Annotated in this window: 22 protein-coding genes and 2 pseudogenes; 19 read left to right on the top strand and 5 right to left on the bottom strand. The window is 50.8% G+C overall.

Annotated features, from left to right (window positions below; all coding sequences use genetic code 11):
- The first annotated feature begins 12 nt into the window (after window positions 1-12).
- The 11 genes from LJ738_RS12055 to LJ738_RS12005 all read left to right on the top strand — a co-directional run bounded on the left by LJ738_RS12055 (window position 13) and on the right by LJ738_RS12005 (window position 11226).
- Complete coding sequence (locus LJ738_RS12055; RefSeq protein WP_227786561.1) at window positions 13-1305, top strand: ABC transporter ATP-binding protein; 1293 nt, start codon at window positions 13-15, stop codon at window positions 1303-1305.
- Window positions 1306-1318: 13 nt separating this feature from the next.
- The gene (gene rfbF, locus LJ738_RS12050; RefSeq protein WP_227786560.1) at window positions 1319-2089 is read left to right on the top strand and encodes a glucose-1-phosphate cytidylyltransferase; all 771 of its coding nucleotides are present in this window, start codon (window positions 1319-1321) and stop codon (window positions 2087-2089) included.
- 2 nt (window positions 2090-2091) lie between these two features.
- Window positions 2092-3171 (top strand): CDP-glucose 4,6-dehydratase, encoded by a 1080-nt coding sequence (gene rfbG / locus LJ738_RS12045; RefSeq protein WP_227786559.1) that lies wholly within the window; start codon window positions 2092-2094, stop codon window positions 3169-3171.
- A complete protein-coding gene (gene rfbC / locus LJ738_RS12040) occupies window positions 3161-3694 on the top strand; it encodes a dTDP-4-dehydrorhamnose 3,5-epimerase (RefSeq protein ID WP_227786558.1) in 534 nt (177 codons plus the stop codon). Before rfbG ends, rfbC begins: the two co-directional genes overlap by 11 nt.
- Window positions 3695-3699: 5 nt before the next feature.
- Window positions 3700-4578 carry an SDR family oxidoreductase gene (locus LJ738_RS12035; RefSeq protein WP_227786557.1) on the top strand — a complete coding sequence of 293 codons (879 nt, stop codon included), beginning with the start codon at window positions 3700-3702 and terminating at the stop codon, window positions 4576-4578.
- Window positions 4571-5878 carry a lipopolysaccharide biosynthesis protein RfbH gene (gene rfbH / locus LJ738_RS12030; RefSeq protein ID WP_227786556.1) on the top strand — a complete coding sequence of 436 codons (1308 nt, stop codon included), beginning with the start codon at window positions 4571-4573 and terminating at the stop codon, window positions 5876-5878. The genes LJ738_RS12035 and rfbH overlap by 8 nt, the downstream gene beginning before the upstream one ends.
- A gap of 20 nt (window positions 5879-5898) precedes the next feature.
- Entirely contained in the window at window positions 5899-6834 is a 936-nt protein-coding gene (locus LJ738_RS12025) for a glycosyltransferase (RefSeq protein ID WP_227786555.1), read from the top strand.
- A gap of 94 nt (window positions 6835-6928) precedes the next feature.
- Window positions 6929-8083 carry a glycosyltransferase family 4 protein gene (locus tag LJ738_RS12020; protein ID WP_227786554.1) on the top strand — a complete coding sequence of 385 codons (1155 nt, stop codon included), beginning with the start codon at window positions 6929-6931 and terminating at the stop codon, window positions 8081-8083.
- 42 nt (window positions 8084-8125) lie between these two features.
- Window positions 8126-9151, top strand: a complete 1026-nt coding sequence (locus LJ738_RS12015; protein WP_227786553.1) for a glycosyltransferase family 2 protein — start codon at window positions 8126-8128, stop codon at window positions 9149-9151.
- 13 nt (window positions 9152-9164) lie between these two features.
- Window positions 9165-10052 (top strand): glycosyltransferase, encoded by an 888-nt coding sequence (locus LJ738_RS12010; protein WP_227786552.1) that lies wholly within the window; start codon window positions 9165-9167, stop codon window positions 10050-10052.
- Between the two features lie 34 nt (window positions 10053-10086).
- Entirely contained in the window at window positions 10087-11226 is a 1140-nt protein-coding gene (locus tag LJ738_RS12005) for a glycosyltransferase family 4 protein (RefSeq protein ID WP_227786551.1), read from the top strand.
- 151 nt (window positions 11227-11377) lie between these two features.
- Here the strand turns inward: LJ738_RS12005 and LJ738_RS12000 are convergent, their stop codons facing one another.
- The 4 genes and pseudogenes from LJ738_RS12000 to LJ738_RS11985 all read right to left on the bottom strand — a co-directional run.
- The gene (locus LJ738_RS12000) at window positions 11378-11797 is read right to left on the bottom strand and encodes a DDE-type integrase/transposase/recombinase (protein ID WP_227786646.1); all 420 of its coding nucleotides are present in this window, start codon (window positions 11795-11797) and stop codon (window positions 11378-11380) included.
- A gap of 108 nt (window positions 11798-11905) precedes the next feature.
- A complete protein-coding gene (locus LJ738_RS11995; RefSeq protein WP_302717382.1) occupies window positions 11906-12382 on the bottom strand; it encodes a DDE-type integrase/transposase/recombinase in 477 nt (158 codons plus the stop codon).
- Window positions 12383-12401: 19 nt separating this feature from the next.
- A complete protein-coding gene (locus LJ738_RS11990; RefSeq protein WP_227786549.1) occupies window positions 12402-12599 on the bottom strand; it encodes a hypothetical protein in 198 nt (65 codons plus the stop codon).
- 156 nt (window positions 12600-12755) lie between these two features.
- Window positions 12756-13010 (bottom strand): annotated as a pseudogene (locus LJ738_RS11985) (transposase); the annotation flags it as partial.
- 246 nt (window positions 13011-13256) lie between these two features.
- On the opposite strand from LJ738_RS11985, the gene LJ738_RS21305 reads away from it, so the two are divergent.
- The 6 genes and pseudogenes from LJ738_RS21305 to LJ738_RS11960 all read left to right on the top strand — a co-directional run bounded on the left by LJ738_RS21305 (window position 13257) and on the right by LJ738_RS11960 (window position 17739).
- Window positions 13257-13559, top strand: coding sequence for a DegT/DnrJ/EryC1/StrS family aminotransferase (locus tag LJ738_RS21305; protein WP_262907667.1), 303 nt, complete (start codon window positions 13257-13259; stop codon window positions 13557-13559).
- Window positions 13559-14280 (top strand): annotated as a pseudogene (locus LJ738_RS21295) (DegT/DnrJ/EryC1/StrS family aminotransferase). The gene LJ738_RS21305 and the pseudogene LJ738_RS21295 overlap by 1 nt, the downstream one beginning before the upstream one ends.
- Window positions 14281-14303: 23 nt before the next feature.
- Complete coding sequence (locus LJ738_RS11975) at window positions 14304-14711, top strand: sugar 3,4-ketoisomerase (RefSeq protein WP_227786547.1); 408 nt, start codon at window positions 14304-14306, stop codon at window positions 14709-14711.
- 203 nt (window positions 14712-14914) lie between these two features.
- The gene (locus LJ738_RS11970) at window positions 14915-15661 is read left to right on the top strand and encodes a GNAT family protein (RefSeq protein WP_227786546.1); all 747 of its coding nucleotides are present in this window, start codon (window positions 14915-14917) and stop codon (window positions 15659-15661) included.
- A 63-nt stretch (window positions 15662-15724) separates the two neighbouring features.
- Window positions 15725-16774, top strand: a complete 1050-nt coding sequence (locus LJ738_RS11965; RefSeq protein ID WP_227786545.1) for a DegT/DnrJ/EryC1/StrS family aminotransferase — start codon at window positions 15725-15727, stop codon at window positions 16772-16774.
- A gap of 38 nt (window positions 16775-16812) precedes the next feature.
- A complete protein-coding gene (locus LJ738_RS11960) occupies window positions 16813-17739 on the top strand; it encodes a glycosyltransferase family 2 protein (RefSeq protein WP_227786544.1) in 927 nt (308 codons plus the stop codon).
- A gap of 285 nt (window positions 17740-18024) precedes the next feature.
- On the opposite strand, the gene LJ738_RS21615 is transcribed toward LJ738_RS11960, so the two are convergent.
- Window positions 18025-18288, bottom strand: a complete 264-nt coding sequence (locus tag LJ738_RS21615) for a transposase (RefSeq protein WP_227786543.1) — start codon at window positions 18286-18288, stop codon at window positions 18025-18027.
- Window positions 18289-18546: 258 nt separating this feature from the next.
- Between LJ738_RS21615 and LJ738_RS11950 the strand changes: the two genes are divergently transcribed.
- Entirely contained in the window at window positions 18547-19701 is a 1155-nt protein-coding gene (locus LJ738_RS11950; RefSeq protein WP_227786542.1) for a glycosyltransferase family 61 protein, read from the top strand.
- Window positions 19702-19965: 264 nt separating this feature from the next.
- Window positions 19966-20979, top strand: a complete 1014-nt coding sequence (locus LJ738_RS11945; RefSeq protein WP_227786541.1) for a glycosyltransferase family 2 protein — start codon at window positions 19966-19968, stop codon at window positions 20977-20979.
- The last annotated feature ends 186 nt before the right edge of the window (window positions 20980-21165 follow it).

The raw sequence follows: 21165 nt of genomic DNA, 5'->3' as shown, positions 1-21165 counted from the left end.
CTAAATAGATACATGAACAACATTGCCATACGAGTAGAAGACCTTGGGAAGCAGTACCGGCTTGGCGAAATAGGGACGGGCACGCTGAGCCACGACTTAAACCGCTGGTGGTCGCGCATTCGGGGCAAAGAAGACCCGTTTGCAAAAATTGGCGAAGCCAACGACCGCACCAAAAAGGGCAACAGCGAATACGTGTGGGCCCTGAAAGATGTAAACTTTGAGGTGAAGAAAGGAGAGGTGCTCGGCATTATCGGGCGCAACGGTGCCGGCAAGTCCACGCTACTCAAAATCCTCTCCAAGGTAACGGCCCCTACCACCGGCCGCATCAAAGTGCAGGGCCGCATTGCCTCGCTGCTGGAAGTGGGCACTGGTTTCCACCCCGACCTGACGGGCCGCGAAAATGTCTACCTCAATGGGGCCATCCTGGGCATGACGAAGGGCGAGATAAATCGCAAGTTCGATGAGATTGTGGACTTCTCTGGCGTCGAGCGGTACATCGATACGCCCGTGAAGCGCTACTCCTCCGGCATGTACGTGCGATTGGCATTTGCCGTATCTGCCTTCCTGGAGCCTGAAATTCTGATTGTAGACGAGGTGCTGGCCGTGGGCGACGCCGAATTTCAGAAGAAGTGTCTGGGCCGGATGAAGGACGTAAGCCGAAATGAAGGGCGTACCATTCTTTTTGTAAGCCATAGTATGGCGGCAGTTAAAAATATCTGTACCACGGGCATTTTAATGAAAAATGGTGAACTAGCGTTTGCAGGAACCGCAGATGATATTGTGGATTACTACATAGCAAACTTTTCGGAATTTAATCCGATGAGTAAGGTATACATCGAAGCGAAACACCGGCCCTATTATGCCAATAGGTCAATCAAATACGAATCCATAGAATTTATTAATCCCAGCGAGAATAATTATTTTTCTACTAAAGGGGCTATTGCTATTCTGCTAAAGCTTAGTAGTATAATAAACTGTGATGCCTTTCGCGTAGCGTTTTCTGTTAATAAAATAGACGAGTCGCCCGTAGGTACTTTCTTCTCTGAGGAAATCTTCTCTATAAGAAATGGAGAAACAAAAGACATCATGTTATCACTCAAAGACCACCAGCTAGCAAAGGGTCAGTATTACCTAAGCTTCTCAGTTGGGGTAGGCAATGAGATAACAGGGATAACAGACTATGATACTGTTATCCAAACCTTGTTTTTTGAAATTGCTTACAATGATGTCGCGAATGAGAGAATGATTACGCTTTGGAATTCTGAATGGGGAAGTATGAATTTTCAAAACGTTGAATTGAGATAGATTTAATTCCCATATGAAAGTTGTAATTCTTGCAGGTGGACTGGGTACACGCCTTTCCGAAGAGACTGTGCTAAAACCTAAGCCCATGGTGGAAATTGGTGATATGCCCATTCTGTGGCACATCATGAAAATCTACTCTTCCCATGGATTTAATGACTTTATTATTTGCTTGGGGTATAAGGGTTATGTTATTAAGGAATATTTTGCAAATTACTTCCTGCACAAATCGGATGTCACCATCAATTTAAAAGAAAATAAACTCCAGGTGCACGATAGTTTCGCGGAGCCTTGGAACATTACCCTCGTAGATACCGGCCTTAATACCATGACGGGCGGGCGTATCAAACGCGTGAAGCAACACATCGGTAATCAAACCTTTATGCTAACCTACGGGGACGGGGTAGCTGATGTGAACATTAGGGAAACATTGGATTACCATAAGCAAAGTGGCAAGCTCTGCACTGTCACGGCAGTGCAGCCCAGTGGCCGCTTTGGGGCGCTCAATTTTAGTGAGCAAGAGCAAGTTACTTCCTTCACTGAAAAGCCCAAAGGGGATGGTGCCTGGATTAACGGCGGCTTCTTTGTGTGTGAGCCGGGAGTGATTGATTTTATTGAAGACGATGCTACTATCTGGGAACGGGAGCCACTGGAGCATATAGCCCTGGCCGGCCAAATGCAGGCATATAAACATAATGGCTTTTGGAAGCCAATGGATACGCTACGGGATAAATTTGAATTAGAGGGGGAATGGCAGCGTGGGGCAGCTAAATGGAAAACCTGGTAAGCATGGATTTTCAATCTATATACCATGGGAAAAAGGTTTTTTTAACCGGTCACACTGGGTTTAAAGGAGCGTGGCTGCTACAGTGGCTGCACCTGTTGGGTGCCGAAGTGAAAGGCTACGCACTGGCGCCCGATACCGAAGAGGCACTTTACTCTCTGATTGCGGGCGACGCATTGTGCGAATCCGTAATTGCCGATTTGCGCGACGCTCCCCGACTGGAAAGAGAGCTGTTGTCTTTTCAACCCGATTTTGTGTTTCACTTGGCGGCTCAGCCATTGGTAAGGCTTTCGTATGAAATGCCGGCTGAAACATTCTCGGTGAATGCAATCGGCACTGCCTATGTGCTCGAAGCGGTGCGTAAGCTAGCCAAGCCCTGCACTGTGGTGTTAATAACCACCGACAAGGTGTACGAGAACAAAGAGTGGCTGTATCCCTACCGCGAAACCGACCGGCTGGGCGGCTATGACCCTTATAGTGCCAGCAAGGCCTGTGCCGAGCTAGTCATTCACTCTTATACCCAGTCGTTCTTCAATCCGGCCGTGGTTGCGCAGCACCAGAAAGGCATTGCCAGCGCTCGGGCTGGCAATGTAATTGGGGGTGGCGATTGGGCCAAAGACCGGATAATTCCGGACATCGTACGCGCCCTACGCGCCGAGCGGCCCGTTACTGTGCGCAACCCGTTGGCGGTGCGTCCCTGGCAGCACGTGCTGGAACCACTAAAAGGCTATCTGCTGCTGGGGGCGAAGCTGGCGGCTAATCCTGTGCAATACGGGGGCAGCTGGAATTTTGGCCCCTATGCGGATGACAACAAGATAGTGGAAGAACTGGTGCAGGCAGCGTTAAAAATCTGGGGCAGCGGCACGTACGAAAAGCCTGTGCAAATTGGGCAGCCGCACGAAGCCGGCTTGTTGAAGCTGGATATCAGCAAGGCCGTGAGTGAGCTGGCTTGGAAACCTCAACATTCCGCTGATAAAGCCATTGCCAAAACACTGCAGTGGTACAAAGCCTACCATGAGCAGCCCGAGGGAATCAAGCAGTTCACTGTGCAACAAATTAATGCTTTTGCCTCACATGATAGTTAAGCCGACTGCGCTGGCAGATGTGATGCTGCTGGAAAATTTCGTCAGCCATGACAAGCGCGGCATCTTTGTGAAGACATTTCACGCAGGTGCCTTCCGTGAACATGGCCTGGCCGTTGATTTCCGGGAAAGCTATTATTCTGTTTCGCACAAGGACGTTGTCCGGGGAATGCATTTTCAGCTGCCACCTTACGAGCACGACAAGCTGGTATATGTGACGCAGGGCCGGATTTTAGATGTGATAGTGGACTTGCGAAGCAGTTCGCCATTCTATCTTCAATTTGCGGCCATTGAGCTAAAAGAGCATGTCAACGCGGTATATATTCCGCGGGGTTTTGCCCATGGCTTCCTGACGCTGAGCAACACCGCTACGGTGGTGTATAACGTAAATAGTGTATACGAGGCTACGGCCGATAGCGGCATCCGGTGGGATACAATTGGATTTAGCTGGCCTGTGAGGACACCCGTTGTATCTGACCGTGATGCTGCTTTCGGAAGCATGGCCGACCTTCAATCAACTTTCTAATTTCAATGAATATTCTGATTGTAGGGGCATCAGGCCTAGTAGGAAGTAATTGCCAGGCTTATTTAAGCCAGTTCGATGAGTTTGCGGTGTTGGGCACTCACTTATCATTTGAGACGACCAACAGCGTTTATTTCAACTCTTGCGACTTAGCAGACACCCAGAATGCGTCGTTGGATGAGTTTGGGCCTGAGGTTATCGTGCACTGCGGTGCGCTTACGTTTGTGGACTACTGCGAGAGCCACCCAGAAGAAAGCCATTTGAAAACAGTGGTTTCAACTCAGAATCTACTCGCAGCGGCGCGCCGGCATAACTCTAAATTTATATTCATATCCACTGATTATGTGTTCGATGGCGAGCAGGGGCCTTATGCTGAAGGACACCCAGTAAACCCCATTTGTGTATATGGTGCTCACAAGCTGGCAGCAGAACAATTAGTGGTCAACAGCGGTTTGGCCTACCTAATTCTGCGTATTACCAATGTTTATGGAGACGAGTTGCGTGGAAAAAACTTCATCGCTCGCATGCTCAATCAGATTGCAGCCAGCGAGCCAATTGCTTTGACGCTTCCACACGACCAGTACGCTACTCCCATCAATGCCCGCGATGTTGCCAAAGCTATTAAGGTGCTATTAAATGGCAAAAAACAAGGCCTTTATCATTTAGGGAGTACTGATTACATGAACCGCTTTCAATTAGCGGAACGGGTGATACACAAATTTGCTTACGAGAAAGCAGCGTTAACACTTACCAACACCCAAGCCTTGGCTCAAGCGGCGGCTCGTCCACTTAATGGGGGGTTGCTGGCTCGAAAATTTTTGAGCGAATTTCCTGATTTTCGCTTTACTAACGTTGACGACTACCTAACTACCAAGTTACATGCTTAAGAATATCACAGAAGAGAATGGCTTGTTGGGCGCATTGACTCAGGTTGCACATAAAAATGTTACCAAGTCTATTAAACCCGGTGTAGATTACATCCCTGTGACGGGCAAAGTACTTGATGCCGATGACCTGCTTTATGGGGTGGAAGCCACTCTGGATGGTTGGCTCACTACCGGCCGCTTCGGTCCTAAGTTCGAGCAAAAGCTGGCCAAGTGGTTTGGCTGCAAGTCGGCACTAGTGGTAAACTCGGGTTCTTCGGCTAATCTTGTGGCCTTCTATACCCTGACTTCGCCCAAGCTTGGCGACCGTGCCATCAAGCCCGGCGATGAAGTGATTACGGTGGCCGCAGGTTTTCCCACCACCGTCAACCCAATTATACAATTCGGCTGCGTGCCGGTGTTTATCGACGTTGATATTCCCACCTACAACATCAAAGTTGAACTGCTGGAGCAGGCCATAACGCCCAAAACCAAGGCCATCATGATGGCTCACACCCTGGGCAACCCCTTCAACCTGGCCGAGGTGATGCGCGTGGCCCAGAAGTACAATCTCTGGGTAATTGAAGACGACTGCGACTCGCTGGGGGCCACATACAACGGTCAGAAAACGGGCACCTTCGGCGACCTCGCCACGCTTTCCTTCTACCCGGCCCACCACATCACCATGGGGGAGGGCGGCGCCGTGCTCATCAATAACATCCGGCTTAAGAAGATAGCCGAAAGCTTCCGCGACTGGGGCCGCGACTGCTACTGCGAACCCGGCAAAGACAATACCTGCAACAAACGCTTCTGCTGGCAGCTGGGCGAGCTGCCCTACGGCTACGACCACAAATACACGTACTCGCACATCGGCTTCAACTTGAAGGTGACCGACATGCAGGCCGCCATTGGCCTAAGTCAGCTCAACAAGGCTGATTTCTTTGTGCAGCGCCGCCGCGAGAACCACGCGATGCTGCTCGCCAAAATGAAGCAGTTTGAAGAACATTTCATTCTCCCTGAGCCCACGCCAGGCTCCGAGCCCAGTTGGTTTGGCTTCCTGCTCACCCTGCGCGACGACAGCCGCATAAACCGACAGGAACTGGTGCAGCATCTGGAAGACCATAAAATTGGTACGCGCCTGCTGTTTGCCGGCAACCTACTACGTCAGCCGGCTTACGTTGGTATTGAACACCGCGTGGTCGGTAACCTGACGAATACCGATACCATCATGAACCGTTCGTTCTGGTTGGGTGTGTGGCCTGGGTTGCAAGAAGAGCATTATGATTACATAGTAGATGTAGTCAATAAGTTTCTAGGTAAATAATATGCTATCTTTAATTTCAGTTGTTTGATCCAACGTATAAAAAAATGAAGGTTCTTGATAATCCTATTTGGTCTGTTATGATACCGGCTTATAATGCTAGTCGGTATTTAGCCGAGACACTGAATAGTGTGATTATGCAGAATTATAGTGAAGAGGAGATGGAAATAGTGGTAGTGGATAATTGCTCCACTGATAATACGATAGACATAGTTAAATCAGTAGGTAAAGGGCGTGTGCAGTGGGCGCAAAATAAGTCTAATATTGGAATGATTAATAATTTTAACCAGTGTGTTAAATTATCAAAAGGCAAATACATCCATATTTTAAACGCAGACGATTTAGTAAATGAGGATTTTTATAAGGTAATGGGTTCAAAGTTGGACTCTCATCCAGATGTCGGGCTGATAAGCTGCACAGCAGAGGTTATCAATGAATCAAGCCAAGTTATTTATAGAATGGAACCTAGTAAGCAATTGTTGGCGCCTACAAATAATATAGAGGAATTGATGTACGATAATCCCTTACGTACTCCGGCAGTAGTGGTTCGTCGCCAATCTTATACCAATTTAGGTTTGTTTGATACAAACATGAGTTTTGTTTTTGATTGGGAAATGTGGGTAAGAATTATATACAAGTGCAAGGGTTTACAAATTAATGATTATTTATGTGGATACCGTGACCATTCAAGCAGCGAAACCTCTCGGGTTGTGAATAATGGTGAATATATTAAAAATATTAATACTCTAATGAATAGGTTTGCGGCGCTTGGTTATCCAATCGACAAGGGAGAGATATCGAAAAAGATGAAGCTAATGTTTGAGGGATTTGTTAACAACACACCCGGTTTAAATAAGTCTGTGTACAAAGCGCTATGTTACGACTGCTTTGGTTTAGAGTATTATTTGAAACGTTTCTACTTCTCTCCTGTATTAAATAGAGTAAAAAAAATATTTTAAATTAAAAAGCACAGTACAACTTGCTCAAAGACTTTATCTGGCAAAAAGCGGGTTCGCTACCAAATCGGTTTTTAATCTATTGAATCCTAGCTTTATGAAAAAGATTTTATTTATTTCTCATGAAGCGACAAGGACAGGAGCTCCAATTGTATTGTTGCACTTGATCAGGTGGTTAAAAGAACAAACAGATTTGGAGCCATCCGTCCTAATTCTAAAAGGGGGTGGCGATATGCAAGTTGATTTTGAACAAATTGCGAATACATTCGTCTGGAGGAAGAACCCGCCAATGTCAAGGTGGAAACGCAATATTAAGCGGTTATTGAATGAGAGAATCGATGATTATCGTGACGTAAAAAATGAGTTAAGGGATTTAGCCCCAAATTTGATTTATGCAAACACAATAGTGACTTTAGAACTAGCAACAGAGCTTAGTGATATTTTGCGTTGTCCAGTTATGTGTCACGTACATGAACTTCAACTGATTATCCAGGAATCTATTGGTAATGATAAATTCACAAAATTAGCAAAGCGTGTAAATTTTTTTATAGCTGCTTCTGAAGCAGTATCTATTAATCTAATTAAGGCACATAATGTGTCAGAAGATAAAGTTGCAAAAGTCCACGAGTTTATTCCAGTGCTTGAATCTGCTCAATTTGAAATGAGCCGTCAAAATATACGTAATGAACTCTGCATTCCAGAAAATGCCTTATTAGTAATGGCATCAGGTACAATTGAGTGGCGCAAATCACCAGATTTGTTTATTCAAGTAGCGCAGCAAGTGCAAGAAATAGAAGGGCAGACGACTTATTTCATCTGGGTCGGTGGGGGGCTAGATTCTTATACTGGAGTAAGAGGGCAGTACGATTTGGCTCGAGCAGGATTGAATGACAAAGTGAAATTTATAGGGCAGAAGACAAATATTCATGAGTATATGTCAGGATCTGACATATTCTTATTGACTTCACGCGAAGATGCCTATCCCTTAGTTTGTTTAGAAGCGGCTTCCCTTGGAAAGCCTATTATTTGTTTCAAGGATTCAGGAGGAATGCCTGAATTTGTTGAAACAGATTGTGGCATTGTAGTGCCCTACCTACGTACAGATATAATGGCACAGGCAGTTGTTAGGTTAAGCAATGATAAGACTGAGCGTTTGAGGTTGGGTACTAATGGTGCTCGCAAAATGCGAGCAAGGCATACCGTTGATATATCTGCTAATGAAATAGTTAGTCTTATAAGAAAATTCTTGTAAGATAAGACCTCTCTTGATTTGATCTAATAATTACTTTCGTACATGACTTCAATGGTTACAGTTATTATTCCCAATTTCAATCACGCTAAATATTTGCCAAGGCGAATTGAAAGTGTCTTGCAACAGACGTATCCCAACTTGGAGATAATTCTGATGGATGATTGTTCGACTGATAACAGCCGGGAAATCATTGCCCATTATGCAAGCAAAGATTCTCGCATTAAAGTCGTTCTTAACGATAGAAACGGTGGCAATACGTTCAAGCAGTGGAATAAGGGCATTACACTAGCGACAGGCGCATACATCTGGATTGCTGAGAGTGATGACGCCGCCGAGCCTACCTTAGTGGAAACCCTGATGTCATACTTAGAAGCTAACCCTGAAGTGGTATTGGCCTATTGTGACTCTTATAATATGGATGAACACGACAAGGTATCGGGCACTTGGCAATGGTTTATGGCACAGCTTGACCCTGAATTGTTCACTCAAGATTTTGTAATGGATGGACATAAGCTTATTCAGCGCTTTATGTCCTACCGTAACATTATACCTAACGCCAGCGCCGTGCTGCTACGTAGGAGTACTCTCTTGGAAGCAGGGGAAGCAGCAGTAAGCATGAAAGTGTGCGGCGATTGGCTATACTGGGCTCGCATTCTATCACGCGGCAAAGCAGCGTTTGTGTCGCGCCAACTGAATTATTTCCGCACTCATAGTAACAACGTCCGCAGCCGCAATGACCTAAATGGCACTTCGCTACTCGAATCGGTGCAGATATTATCGGCTATGCGAGCTTATGGTCCGGCTGATGCCACTGCTTACGCGAAGGCCTTGCGTTATCTGCTTGATTTATGGTTTTATTCGTTCGTATACAAGAAAGTCCCGATAAGCCGGCATCGGCAGATTTACAGAGCATTTAAAGATATTGAACCATCATTCCCGCAGCAATTTCGCGCCGAACTGCAGCATTACCTGCTGAGCAACGGCATGAGTGGACTTCGCATGATGCTAGGCGACGGATTTTTATTTAAGATTACGGGTAAGCTGAAGAGAAATACACAGGTATCTTAAAGCGTAGCCGGCTGTGTTATCACTCGTAATATGCTCCCGTAAAGCGGTTGATTTAGCTGCTGTCAGCGAAAATGTAAAGAAGACCATTGGTGTGCCGTACGAGCTATTGGCAATTGATAACAGTACGGGTAAGTATGGCATCTGCGAGGCGTATAATCTAGGGGCATCGCAGGCACAATATCCCTTGCTATGCTTTATGCACGAAGACATTCGCTTTCGTACGGAAGGGTGGGGGAGTGTAGTGGTTGATACATTGGCTGACCAAACCATAGGCGCTATTGGAGTAGTCGGAGGAATGTTTCAACTGGCTGCACCCGCGGCGTGGTGGGGCTGCGGGCCCGAACTATACCGCGAAAACGTGATGAATGTGTTTGCGGACGGAAGCAGCCGCATGGATTTGTGTAACCCGGAAGCAGCTGCGCTCACCGATGTCGCTGTAGTCGATGGTTTGTGGATGTGCTCCCGCCGGGAAGTGTGGGAGCAACACCCCTTCGACTCGGCCACCTTTACAGACTTTCATTTCTACGACATTGACTATTGCACCGAGTTGTTCCGTCAGGGGATGCGGGTGTGTGTTACCTTTGGCCTGGTGCTGGAGCACCATTCCCGCGGCTCCGTCAATAGTGCGTGGCTGCTGAATGCCCTGAAGTACCAAAAGAAGCGCCGCGGGCAGCTGCCGTTTGGGGTGGCACAACCTACCCCAAGCCAACGAGCGGCTATGGAGCTTAAGGCCTTGCAAGAGTTTACGGGCCGCCTCATAAGAGCCCGCTTTCCAAGTAGCTTAATTTTACAATACTTGGCGCGGTGCTTATGCCACAATCCGTTTGACCGCGACAGTCTCTGGCTAGCCAAGCTGTGGCTGCGGGGAGGCGCACGCAAAAAAGACAACACCGAGAGCTGAACACGGCAAAAGCATGAGAATAGCATTTATAACGTTGCTCTACGACACTCCCGAGGGAGGAAGTGAGGTGCTTTGGGCCCGCACAGCCGCCCGGGCGCTGGCTGAAGGGCACAAGGTCATGGTATCGGCTTACGCCTGGCCGGAACTGCCCGGCACCTACCAACAGCTGGGGCAAGCAGGCGCCACTTTATTTTTTCGTTCGCGGTACGAGGGAAGCCTGCGCTACCGTGCACTGAGTTGGTTGCGACGCTTGCCTAGGGGAGGCGTGTTGCCCGAAGTACGGGCGTTGGCAGAATTCAACCCCGATGTGGTGGTAGTTAGCCAGGGGGGATGGATAGACCTCTATTACCACAACCAGCTTGCCGAATGGCTGCGGAAAGTTCCGTTTGTGCTGGTGTGCCACAACTATAACGACCCCGCCCGGCAGCGCGACTTCTCCCGCAGCAAAGTAGTGACACTTTTCGGCCATGCTAAGGAGGTTCTTATGATATCGGATAAACAGCTACGCACCATTCAGCGACAGCTAGTTGACCCCATTGCCAATGCCAGGGTTATTCAAAACCCTTTGAACCTACCCGCTACCTACCCACTGATACATACTCCAGCTACTGATGGTATAGCGCGCCTGTCGGTAGTGGCCAGCTTTGATGTAGACCGCAAGGGGCATGACGTGCTGCTGGAAGCATTGACTGCTCCCCAGTGGGCCCACCGTAGGTTTTGTGTTAATTTTTATGGTCAGGGCCCTGACCGCGAGTACCTGAAGGAACTCATTCGTTTCTACGGCCTCGAAGACCACGTTCAACTCTGCGGCTACTTTGCCGACGCCGCCTCTCTGTGGCAGAACACGGACTTAGTGGTTATTCCGTCCCGTATTGAATCGGGGCCTATGGTACTGCAAGAAGCCATGCTCTGCGGCCTGCCCGTTGTGGCAGCCGACGTAGGGATTGTGCGCGATTGGTTGGATGACGAAGAAACCGGCTTCATTGCCGATACCGCTTCGGCCATATCGCTAAATAAAGCACTTGACCGCGCTTGGTCCCGCCGGGCAGAGTGGTCTGATATGGGGGCATTGGCAGCTACTCGAACGCTTCCCCGCTTGGAAATCGACCCAGTTGGAAGCCTGTTGAAGCGGCTAATATCAATTGGTAACACTTCTGTCGCACCTACAGCGTAGTTGGGTGTAGACTGAGGTGGTCCAATTACGCTGGACAGTTTAGGGTGTTAGGTTGAAGAAGTTGTTTGTTAGTATGATAGGGTATCTGATAGTCGATGCTGGAGTGCAGGCGCTCGTGGTTGTAGTAGTCAAAATAGTCGGTGACGCTGGCTTAGGCATCGGCCAGGTCGGCAAAAACGGGCCGCTCGCGTAGTTCGAGCACCTCTGTTTTGAGCCGGGATAAGAGGCTTTCGGCCTGCCCATTGTCGTAGCAGTCGCCGCGCCGGCTCTGCGAGCGCACGGCTCCGTGGTCGTGCATCAGCGTTGGGTAGGCGTTGCCGCAATAATGCCCGCCGCGTTCCGAATGCACCAGCAGGCCTGGGGCCGGCGGCTGGGCCCAAAAAGCGCGTTGCAAGGCCCTGGTGACCAATTCTTCCGGCATCGTCGCCCCGACTTGCCAGCCGACCACCTGCTTGCCGGCCAGGTCCTGAAAGGCGCACAGATAGGCCCACTCGCCGTTCGCCAGCGGCAAATACGTGATATCGCTGACCCAGACGCGGTTCGCTTGGGTCGGCTTGGGCTGGTTAAGCAGCCGCTTCGCCGCGCACCGCAGCCCGTGGGTCGAGTCCGTGGTGCGCGGTGTAAAGGCCTTGAGGTACAGCGCGCAGGCTGGGGTGGTCTAGTGGAAACGGACAGTGAGCTAAGGTGGGTTGCTTTTCAAGTTGTGTTCAATTTGGTGGGGCGAGTGGTAGCCCAAGGCGGAATGGCGGCGGTCGAGGTTGAAGTAGGTGTCGAGGTTGTGAGCCACTTTCAGGCGGGCTTCTTCGAGGGAGTCGAATGCAGTGCAGTGGGGTAGCAATTCGGTTTTGAGCGTGCTCCAACCGGATTCTGCCTGGGCGTTGTCGTAGGAATTTTCGGGGCCTGCTGACGCTGGGCGGGGCCCCGGCTTGGGCGACACGGGCCCGGCAAGCGGCGCTGGTGTACTGCTGCTGCGGTCGGCGTGAATAATCAAGCCCGGCGCGGGTTGGCGCAGCGTCAGGGCCTGCTCTAGAGCCAGCAGCACGAGTTCAGTCGGCATCTGCGCGGCCAGGTGCCAGCCGACCACGCGCCGGGAGTAGGCATCGCGCCAGGTGGCCAGGTAACACCAGCGCCCGTCCACCAGGGGCAAGTACGTGATGTCGCCGACTTACACTTGGTCAGGGGCGGTGGGCGCGGGCTGGCCCAGCAAGCAGTATTCGGTGACCACGGCCGCCGGCCGGGTCGGCCACGGTGGTGCGGGGCCGTTGCGGGCGGGTGCTCAGGGCCCGCAGCCAGTGCCGGCGCAGCCACGTGCGCAGCGTGGCCTTTGGTCCGCAATTCGGCCCGCAGCCGCCGGGTACCGTAGCGGCTGGCATGGCACGCAAACGCTTGCTGGGCGGCTCGGTGCCAGGGTGCCTCGGCGGCAGGCCGCCCTCGCCACTGGTAATAGCCGGCCGCGCTCACGGCCAACAAGCGGCAGAGCACCTGCACCGGCCACGGCTCCGTGCAGCCTTGAATAAACGCGTAACGGCTCATGATTGAAGCGGTTGGGAAAAGATGGTCACGACTTTTTTTAAAATGTCGCGCTCCATTTCCACGCGCCGGAGCTCGGCGCGCAGTTGCTTGATTTCCGCACGTTCGGCGCTGCTGGGCACGACCTGTTTAAGCGCCTGGCGCTGCCAGTGGTCCAGCAGCACCGGTGTAATGCCTTTGGCACGGGCCACGTCGCTTTGCCGGGCTCCGGCCGCTACTTGGCGCACCCACTCGGCCTTGAAAGCCGGCGTGTATTTCTTGCGGGTGGAGGGGCCCCTCCAGGATTCTGTTTTTCAGTCATGGGCAGCGGAAGTTAAGACTTCTCGCTGTCCGTTTTTACTGGACCACACCACTTCTTGGATGAACACCCGAACTGATAAGGCTCCATTATCTTTGCTTAGCAGTTTTTTGTGTAACCCTCCTATGGATGAATAATCCATTCCTATCTTTTGCCCAGCAACACAACCCAATTCGCTCTAAAATCCTGGTAGCTATTGCAGATGTATAGAGTATATCTTGGCGAGAAGGTCAAGAATTTTGAAGCTGACTACAGCGTATTCAACCTCGTTGCTCACACTGTGGGCGTCGCCAATGGCCTTGATGCACTGCACTTGGCATTAGAGGCGCTGGAGGTGGAGCCGGGCGACGAAACCATTGTTCCTAGCAACACCTACATTGCTACTTGGCTGGCCATATCCTTCGTGGGTGCTGTGCCGGTCCCTGTCAAGCCAAGTCCTTGCACATACAATATTGACCCTGCTCGCTTGGAAACAGCTCAATCACGACTCGCACCAAAGGAATAATGCCTGTACATCTTTACGGACAAGCCTGCGAGATGGGCTCCATTCTGAAAGTTGCCCGTCGGCACAACTGGTGGGTGGTTGAAGATAACGCCCAGGCTCAGGGAGCCATATGGGAGGAATGACCGTAAGCTTCGGAGCCGTGAACAGCACCAGCTTCTATCCGGCCAAGAACCTGCGCGCGGACGGCGACGCCGGAGCTGTTACAACGAATGATGCTGAACGGGCGCATAAGATTCAGGTATGGCGCAACTACGGCTCTCAGCAGAAATACTACAACGAAGTAATTGGCCATAACTCGCTACTGGATGAGCAATAGGCAGCCGTTTTGCGGGTTAAGCTTAACTATTTGCCGCAATGGTTTTTACAGCGTCAAAATGTTGCTCAGCTCTATAACCAGCAACTTGCCGGGATACCTGACCTGTTACTGCTTGTAACGGACCCCAGTGCCACGCACGTATACCACCTGTACGTGTTTCGAACTACTCAGGGTGCTTCCCTGCAGCAACACCTGACAGAGCAGGGAATGAGTACGCTTATTTACTACACAATTCCGCCCCAGCAGCAGACCTACGCCCACCTGGCCATTCTGCTGGGCACCTATCCTCTGGCGGAGGAGTTGGCCCCGACGTGTTTGAGCTTGCCCATGTGGCCGGGAATGACGCAGGAGCGCATTCTAGCGGTGGCTACGGCTATCCGAAGCTTCTTAGGGGATAGAGGGTAACCTTGCTTTTACACAACAGTCCAATGTTAAACCCGCATTTGATAGAATTTCCTAAATTGGGCAACCCAGAGATTGGTTATATTTCTGTCGTTGAGCAAAATACATTTGTTCCCTTCGACATTCAGCGGATATATTGGACCTACTACACGCCGGAGAGCATAGTACGTGGTCGGCATGCTCATCATGAGACGGAGCAGGTGTTGATTGCCGCTGCTGGACGCATCACCGTTCTCACCGAGCTAGCCGACGGAACGATGCAAACCTTTCGGCTCGACGACCCTAATGTAGGATTGTACGTGCCGCCGCATGCCTGGCACACCATGCAGTACTCACACTCAGCCGTGCAGTTGGTGCTGTCGTCGGTGCTCTACAACGAGGCCGACTATATTCGGGACTACGATGAGTTTAGGCGGGTATGGCAGGCGAAATAATGCCTTCCGTTGATGCGGCTCTGGTAGCGGCTCGGGCCACCGAGCTAGGGCTACATTCCCCCACGCATTTTTTGCGCGAGCTTCCGACAGTGGCTCAGCAGGCGCGCTACGGCACGGGAATGGCTATACGCTTTGGCAGTGGGGTAGGGGAAGAAGTGCTGCCGATGGCACTTGGTGCAGGAGGCCAATGGCTGCTACGACACTTGCCTTGGGATTCGGAGTTTTCCGGCACCACTACCTATCGGCTGTTTACCGGGTTATTTGCTAAGGACACGGACCCACAACTGCTGGCTCAGGCGGCAGCGGACCTGCGTGGCGAACTGGCCAAGCGTGGGCCATACTACGCCTTCAGCGTGGTGCCGGCCGAAGACGTGGCCCTCTTGCAGGCCCTGAGCGGCGGGGGCTGGCGACTGATTGAAACCCGGCTGACTTTTTACCGGTCCACGGCCGAGCCTCTAGCCGTGCCGGTTGTGCCAGTGCGCCTAGCGAGGTTAGATGAAGCCGCGCACATCGGACAGGTAGCGGCCACGGCGCGCAACGCGTATGACCGGTTTCATGCTGACCCTTGGTTTGGAGAATCCCGCGCCGATGCGCTGTTGGCGCGTTACGCCGAAGCGGCCGTAGCCGGCACCTACGCCGCCGACGCCGTGCTCGTGCCCGATGAAGCTGGTTTGCCGGTAGACTCATTTCTGGCCATTGCCGATACAGCCCCAGACCTCGATATCCAGGGCAGCGGGTTGTCGCGGGTGCTGCTGGCTGCCGTTGGCTCGCAAAACCGCGGCTGGCACGTGAAGCTGGTGGCTGAGGCCGTGCGCCGTGCGACGGGACTCGGGATGCCGTATGTGCTCATGACCACGCAAGCAACAAACCGGCCCGTCTTTCGCAGCTGTGAGAAGCTGGGTTTTCGGCTGGGCAGTACGGCCCATGTGCTGGCTTGCTTTTCAGATTAACTTTGCGGCGTGAACGTTCCCTTCCTGTCTTTTGAGCCCCAACATGGGCCGTTACGTGGAGCCATGACGGAAGCCTTCGCCCGCGTTTACGATTCGCACTGGTACGTGCTGGGCCAAGAGGTGAAACGCTTCGAAGAGGAGTATGCTGCCTTCAACCACGTTGAATATGCAGTGGGCGTGGCCAATGGCCTCGATGCACTGACCTTAGCCCTGCGAGTGCTCGGAATAGGTCCTGGTGACGAGGTTATTGTACCATCCAATACGTACATCGCCACCTGGCTGGCCGTGACGCAAGTGGGCGCCACCCCCGTGGCCGTGGAGCCAGACCCCATCACCAGCAACCTTAACCCCAAACTGATTGAGGCTGCTCTCACGACGCGCACCCGTGCCATCATGCCAGTGCATCTCTACGGCCAGGCCTGCCGCATGCGCGAAATTATGGCCATTGCCCACCGCTACGGCCTGCAGGTGGTGGAGGACAATGCACAGGCGCAGGGAGCTGTGTTCGAGGGCCAACTAACCGGCAGTTTTGGGGCCGTAAACGGTACCAGCTTCTACCCCGGCAAAAACCTGGGCGCCCTCGGCGATGCCGGGGCCATAACCACCAACGATGCAGATTTGGCCCAGAAGCTTCAGGTGCTGCGCAATTACGGCTCGCAGCAGAAGTACTATAATTCGGTAGTCGGCTACAACTCCCGCCTTGATGAGTTGCAAGGAGCCTTGCTCCGTGTGAAGCTCCCGCATTTGCCCACCTGGACAGATCTGCGCCAGCAGGTGGCCGCTTGGTATGGGCAACATTTGGCTGGCATCGAAGGGTTACATCTGCCACGCACGGCCCCCGGCGCTACGAATGTCTATCACCTTTACGTGGTGCACCACGGGCGCCGCGATGCCTTGCAGCAGCACTTGGCAGCCGCCGGCATCAGCACCATGATTCACTATCCGGTGCCACCGCACCGACAGCAGGCATATGCCAGCCTGAACCTGCCGGCCGGGCGCTTTCCTATCGCTGAAGAGTTGGCCGCTACCTGCCTGAGTTTGCCCATGTGGCCCGGCATGCAGGAAGCTCATGTGGCCGCCGTGGCCGCTGCCATTCGCAGCCTTCCGCGCTAGTCAATTCACTGCGCGCCAAGTTTTTTTATTTTACCCTTATGCCCAAGCTCTCTGTCATCATTCCCTGCTACTTTAACGAGGATAACGTCCCGGTTACGGCCCGCGAACTGGTGGCGAATGAGACGAATTTCCCGCCCGACGTAACGTTTGAGTATGTGTTCGTGAACGACGGCTCCGGTGACGACACCCTAGGCGCCCTGCGCCGGGTGCAGGGCGAATACCCCGGCTTTATCCGCATCGTGGACCTAGCAAGTAACGTGGGTTCCTACAACGCCATCGTGGCCGGCATGGCGTACGCCACCGGCGACTGCATGGCCGTCATCACCGCCGACCTGCAGGACCCGCCCGAGCTGATAGTTCAGATGTACGCCCACTGGCGACAGGGATACAAACTGGTCATCGGCAACCGCCAGGACCGGGAAGAGGCCGGCCTTGCGGTGGCCATGGCCAAGCTGTTTCATTGGCTGATGAAGAACCTGGCCCTGAGCAATATTCCCGACGGTGGCTTTGATTTCGTGTTCTTTGACCGGCAAGTAGCTACTGAGGTCCTTAAGTTGCACGAGCGGAATTCCAACGTGTTCTACCTTATGGTATGGATGGGTTTTGCCTACGTAAATATCCCGTATACCCGCCGTAAGCGTCAAATCGGCAAATCGCGCTGGACGCTTTCCAAGAAGGTAAAGCTATTCATTGATTCGCTAATGGCTTTCTCCTTTGTGCCCATTCGGGCTATTTCAGTACTGGGTCTTAGCCTTGGTGCTATTGCTTTATTATATGGACTTTACGTCATTGCCCTGAAAATTTCAAGTGCTAACGAGCCTGCAGGATGGACCACGCTGATGGTTGTGCTGCTGTTTGTCTCTGCTTTTCAGATGATAGCGCTGGGAGTAATAGGCGAGTACGTGTGGCGCGGACTTGACGCGGCGCGGCAGCGGCCGCTGTACGTAGTGCGCGACGTTTTTTAAGTAAGAAGAGCGTAGTCCTGATGTAATTCAGTTGGTTGAAAAGTTTTGGTGACTTGGGCCCGATCGGCTAGGGGTCGGTCGCCTTCGCCGGCATCAGCCATCACAAAGCGAAGCTGCTTAAAGCCTTGCTTATGCAGGTATAGAGGGCTGCTTTGTCGCCGACCCAGTCGTTTTCGTGGCCCGACGTAAGTGGCCAGCAGCAAGCCGCCCGTATCAACCACGCGCTCGTATTTGCGACCCTGGATTTTCTTGTGCGCGTCAAAGCCATTGGCTAGCACGCCGCGCTCACTGCATCTGATGGATTGGGCATTGAGCCAGGCCACGCTGTTCGGGCCCGGGAGGCGTAAGGGAGTCGCCCGCTGGCGGTGGCGGAGCGCAAGGAACTACTTGACCCGCCCAGCGGACTTCGGCTTGCCAGCGGCGGAAATAGCAGTAGACCAGCGGAAAGGGTGGGAACTCCTGTGGCAAGAGCCGCAACTGGCAGCGGCTCTTGGACCAGTAGAGCCAAGCGTTGACAATCAGGCGCCGCGAATGAATGTGGCAGCGCATATCGGAAAGGCTACTTGAATAAAATGCCACTGGGAATCAATCAAGTCCGTCTTATACATCTTTGGTAGGATGAAGAAAAGGAATGATTTGACTGATATTTCTGTCTACCAATTACTTGCAGTTCTTGACATGCTCTTTTATAGGCTACATTACAGTGCTGTCCTCCTGAACTGTACCTCCTCAGTTTACTGAGGAGTACTTTTGCTTTTCATTTTGGGAAAATAATTGCCGAACTTTTCTAGTTCATTCAAGATTCAGATGTCCACATCAGTTATTTCTCGCTTTAAACGGGTGCTTATGGACCTTGCGGATAAAGCCGTTGCACTATTGCCCGAATGGACAGACGAGCAATCTGCAAAATTGGCCATGCGGGATGCAATACCTGCTTTTACTGCGACACTACCAGTCAATATGGCCACTATTCCCGCTAGCCATGCAGATAGGTTTCGAGAACCGATATCCTTTTCCCCCAAATACCTCTACACGCTGCGCAACGTGTATGTTTCATACTTAGGAGTTGTATTTCGGAACGGCCGCATCTTTCAGCCAAGTCTGGTGCGTCCCGACAACCCGGCGCATGTGTATAGTTCTTTAGAAGGGCGGCAAAAAAGTGCTTTCTTAGCCCGCCAATGGGGGGCACAGGTACGGCACCCCTTGGCCGATACCCAACTGCCTTTGGTGCTAGCATACGAGAGTTGGTCAGCTCAGAACTACTACCACTGGTTTTGCGATGCCTTGCCCCGCCTTTTGTTGCTGCGCCAGCATTACTCAACATGTACCCTGCTGTTGCCACATGCCTTACCGGCTTTTGCGCGAGAAAGCTTAGCCTACCTCGGTTTCTGTAATCTGCACTTTATTGGAAAACAGGACGTGGTGAAAGTCAACGAATTGATTTTTCCAGAGCCCGTGGCATCCGGGGGATTGCATGACCCTGAACTCATTCAGCAGGTTCGCGATGCTTTGCTGCAACACGCGACGCCGCTAGCTACGCCTCATAAACCAAAGCGCCTCTACGTTTCGCGCGCACGTGCTCATAAACGAAAACCGTGCAATGAGGCGCAAGTGGTAGCCTTGTTACATCAGTACGATTTCGCAGTAGTCTACCTAGAAGACCATAGTTTCGCCGAACAAGTTGAATTGTTGCGCGACTCGGAAATCCTGGTTGGAATGCACGGTGCGGGTCTGACTAATCTTTTATTCTTGCCTACCGGCTCGCATGTAATAGAGTTTATGAATGCTGAGAGCATGAACCTATGCTATTACCACTTAGCATCGGCTATCGGAGTACAGTACAGTTGTCTGCTATGCTCCCCCATCGTACAGACCGGCCTTGACCCTAACCATTCCGACATTTTGGTGGACTTGGTTCAGTTAAAGGAAACCATCACTGGTGTTCTGCAGAAACACAATTGATAATCTTTAAATCAGCTGAGATGAAAGACTAAGAGCCAGTTGAATATTAAAAGTGCTATGTTGCACGAGGATATTTGGTGCATCAAATAGCACCTCTGTAGCAGCAAGCTTACTAAGCTACCTGTGAAAAATGGCTGTTTTTGGCCTCATTAAGCGGCATAAACATTCATAAGCTCTAATTTCTAACAGAGTTTTAGAAATTTACGTCAACAATCAAGGCATTTTGACCCTTATTATTTGTTTAAACCCATAAATGTTTAGTAAATGAAACTTTCGATAATCATAATAAACTATAACACTTATGAGATGACGTGTGATTGTTTGCGCGATATCTATAAAAACACTTGGAATTTTGATTTTGAAGTTATTCTAGTTGATAATGCTTCTGTAGAGCGTGACCCAGAAGACTTTAGAATGGCATTTCCTTTGATAAAGTTGATTAAGAGTGTTGAAAACAGTGGATTTGCTAGAGGAAATAATTTAGGAATTGCTGTATCTAAGGGCGAATACCTTTTGATTTTGAATTCGGATACATTAAATCTAGATCAAGGGATAAACACATGCGTAAGGTATATGGATTTGCATAAGCAAGAGGCTGATTTAGCGGGAGTGGGGTGTAAAATCCTTTCACTCGATGGCAGCAGGCAGAACTCAGCTTGGGATTACCGCATAGGCCTAAAAGCGACCTTGCTCAATAATGCAATTATAAGTTTTGTAGCATCAAAGGTGGGTTATGGCAAATACCGTCAGGAGGAATATGTAGCGTCAATGCACGAGAAGGAGCATGCTGTTCAAGCCATGCTGGGAGCATTTATGGTGGTGCGAAGAGCAGTGGTCGAGAAGGTAAAACCATTTGACCCTGATTTTTTTATGTATGGTGAGGAGACAGAATGGTGCTATCGAATTAATGACAAGGGCTATCGGCTAATGTACACTCCAGACGCTAGTATTACCCACATTGGAGGGGGTACAAGTTCTAGCTTGATTAAAAATGAACAAACGGACCGTCAATTTTACCTATCGATTATGCTACTTGTTTTTAAGCAAAGTGGTTATTTTGGTCTTGTAATTTTCAACATCCTGTTTATTATGAATTATATTACAAATACTCTGCAAATGCCTTTTAGAAGCGCCAAGATTAGAGAGGGTCACAAAAATATGCTCAAAGGCACTTTCTATTCTCTAAGACACCAGAGAACAATGTTGAAGTACTTTAAACCTGCTTTTGCTTCTAGTAAATTCCCATTTAAGTTATCCATTGTGGAGGAATTAGCGTAGCGCCTAATTGCATTCACATATTATGATGGAGAGTGCTTTATTAGTAAACAGTTGCATCGGCAATGCCTTTTCGAACTCGCAATTTGGTGCCTCTCCAGGCGTTTTTATGTAAGAGCGTGTTGGGGATTTTAGCAGGGCAAAAAGAAACGAGTCAGTAAGTTGCAAGGGGAGTTCCTAGGCTCCGCT

Source organism: Hymenobacter plasmatis (genome assembly GCF_020711255.1).
Classification (GTDB): Bacteria; Bacteroidota; Bacteroidia; order Cytophagales; family Hymenobacteraceae; genus Hymenobacter.
Note: the sequence above shows the minus strand (reverse complement) of the source record. Positions and strands in the feature narration are given on the sequence as shown.

Bases quoted from the DNA above. Each gene is read 5' to 3' on its own strand.
- rfbG (WP_227786559.1), top strand. From the start codon at position 2,092: ATGGATTTTCAATCTATATACCATGGGAAAAAGGTTTTTTTAACCGGT.
- rfbC (WP_227786558.1), top strand. From the start codon at position 3,161: ATGATAGTTAAGCCGACTGCGCTGGCAGATGTGATGCTGCTGGAAAAT.
- LJ738_RS12055 (WP_227786561.1), top strand. From the start codon at position 13: ATGAACAACATTGCCATACGAGTAGAAGACCTTGGGAAGCAGTACCGG.
- LJ738_RS12020 (WP_227786554.1), top strand. From the start codon at position 6,929: ATGAAAAAGATTTTATTTATTTCTCATGAAGCGACAAGGACAGGAGCT.
- LJ738_RS11990 (WP_227786549.1), bottom strand. From the start codon at position 12,599: ATGCCAGCCGCTACGGTACCCGGCGGCTGCGGGCCGAATTGCGGACCA.
- LJ738_RS11950 (WP_227786542.1), top strand. From the start codon at position 18,547: ATGTCCACATCAGTTATTTCTCGCTTTAAACGGGTGCTTATGGACCTT.
- LJ738_RS11975 (WP_227786547.1), top strand. From the start codon at position 14,304: ATGTTAAACCCGCATTTGATAGAATTTCCTAAATTGGGCAACCCAGAG.
- LJ738_RS21305 (WP_262907667.1), top strand. From the start codon at position 13,257: ATGTATAGAGTATATCTTGGCGAGAAGGTCAAGAATTTTGAAGCTGAC.
- rfbH (WP_227786556.1), top strand. From the start codon at position 4,571: ATGCTTAAGAATATCACAGAAGAGAATGGCTTGTTGGGCGCATTGACT.
- rfbF (WP_227786560.1), top strand. From the start codon at position 1,319: ATGAAAGTTGTAATTCTTGCAGGTGGACTGGGTACACGCCTTTCCGAA.
- LJ738_RS12035 (WP_227786557.1), top strand. From the start codon at position 3,700: ATGAATATTCTGATTGTAGGGGCATCAGGCCTAGTAGGAAGTAATTGC.
- LJ738_RS21615 (WP_227786543.1), bottom strand. From the start codon at position 18,288: ATGCGCTGCCACATTCATTCGCGGCGCCTGATTGTCAACGCTTGGCTC.
- LJ738_RS11965 (WP_227786545.1), top strand. From the start codon at position 15,725: ATGACGGAAGCCTTCGCCCGCGTTTACGATTCGCACTGGTACGTGCTG.
- LJ738_RS12015 (WP_227786553.1), top strand. From the start codon at position 8,126: ATGACTTCAATGGTTACAGTTATTATTCCCAATTTCAATCACGCTAAA.
- LJ738_RS11960 (WP_227786544.1), top strand. From the start codon at position 16,813: ATGCCCAAGCTCTCTGTCATCATTCCCTGCTACTTTAACGAGGATAAC.
- LJ738_RS11945 (WP_227786541.1), top strand. From the start codon at position 19,966: ATGAAACTTTCGATAATCATAATAAACTATAACACTTATGAGATGACG.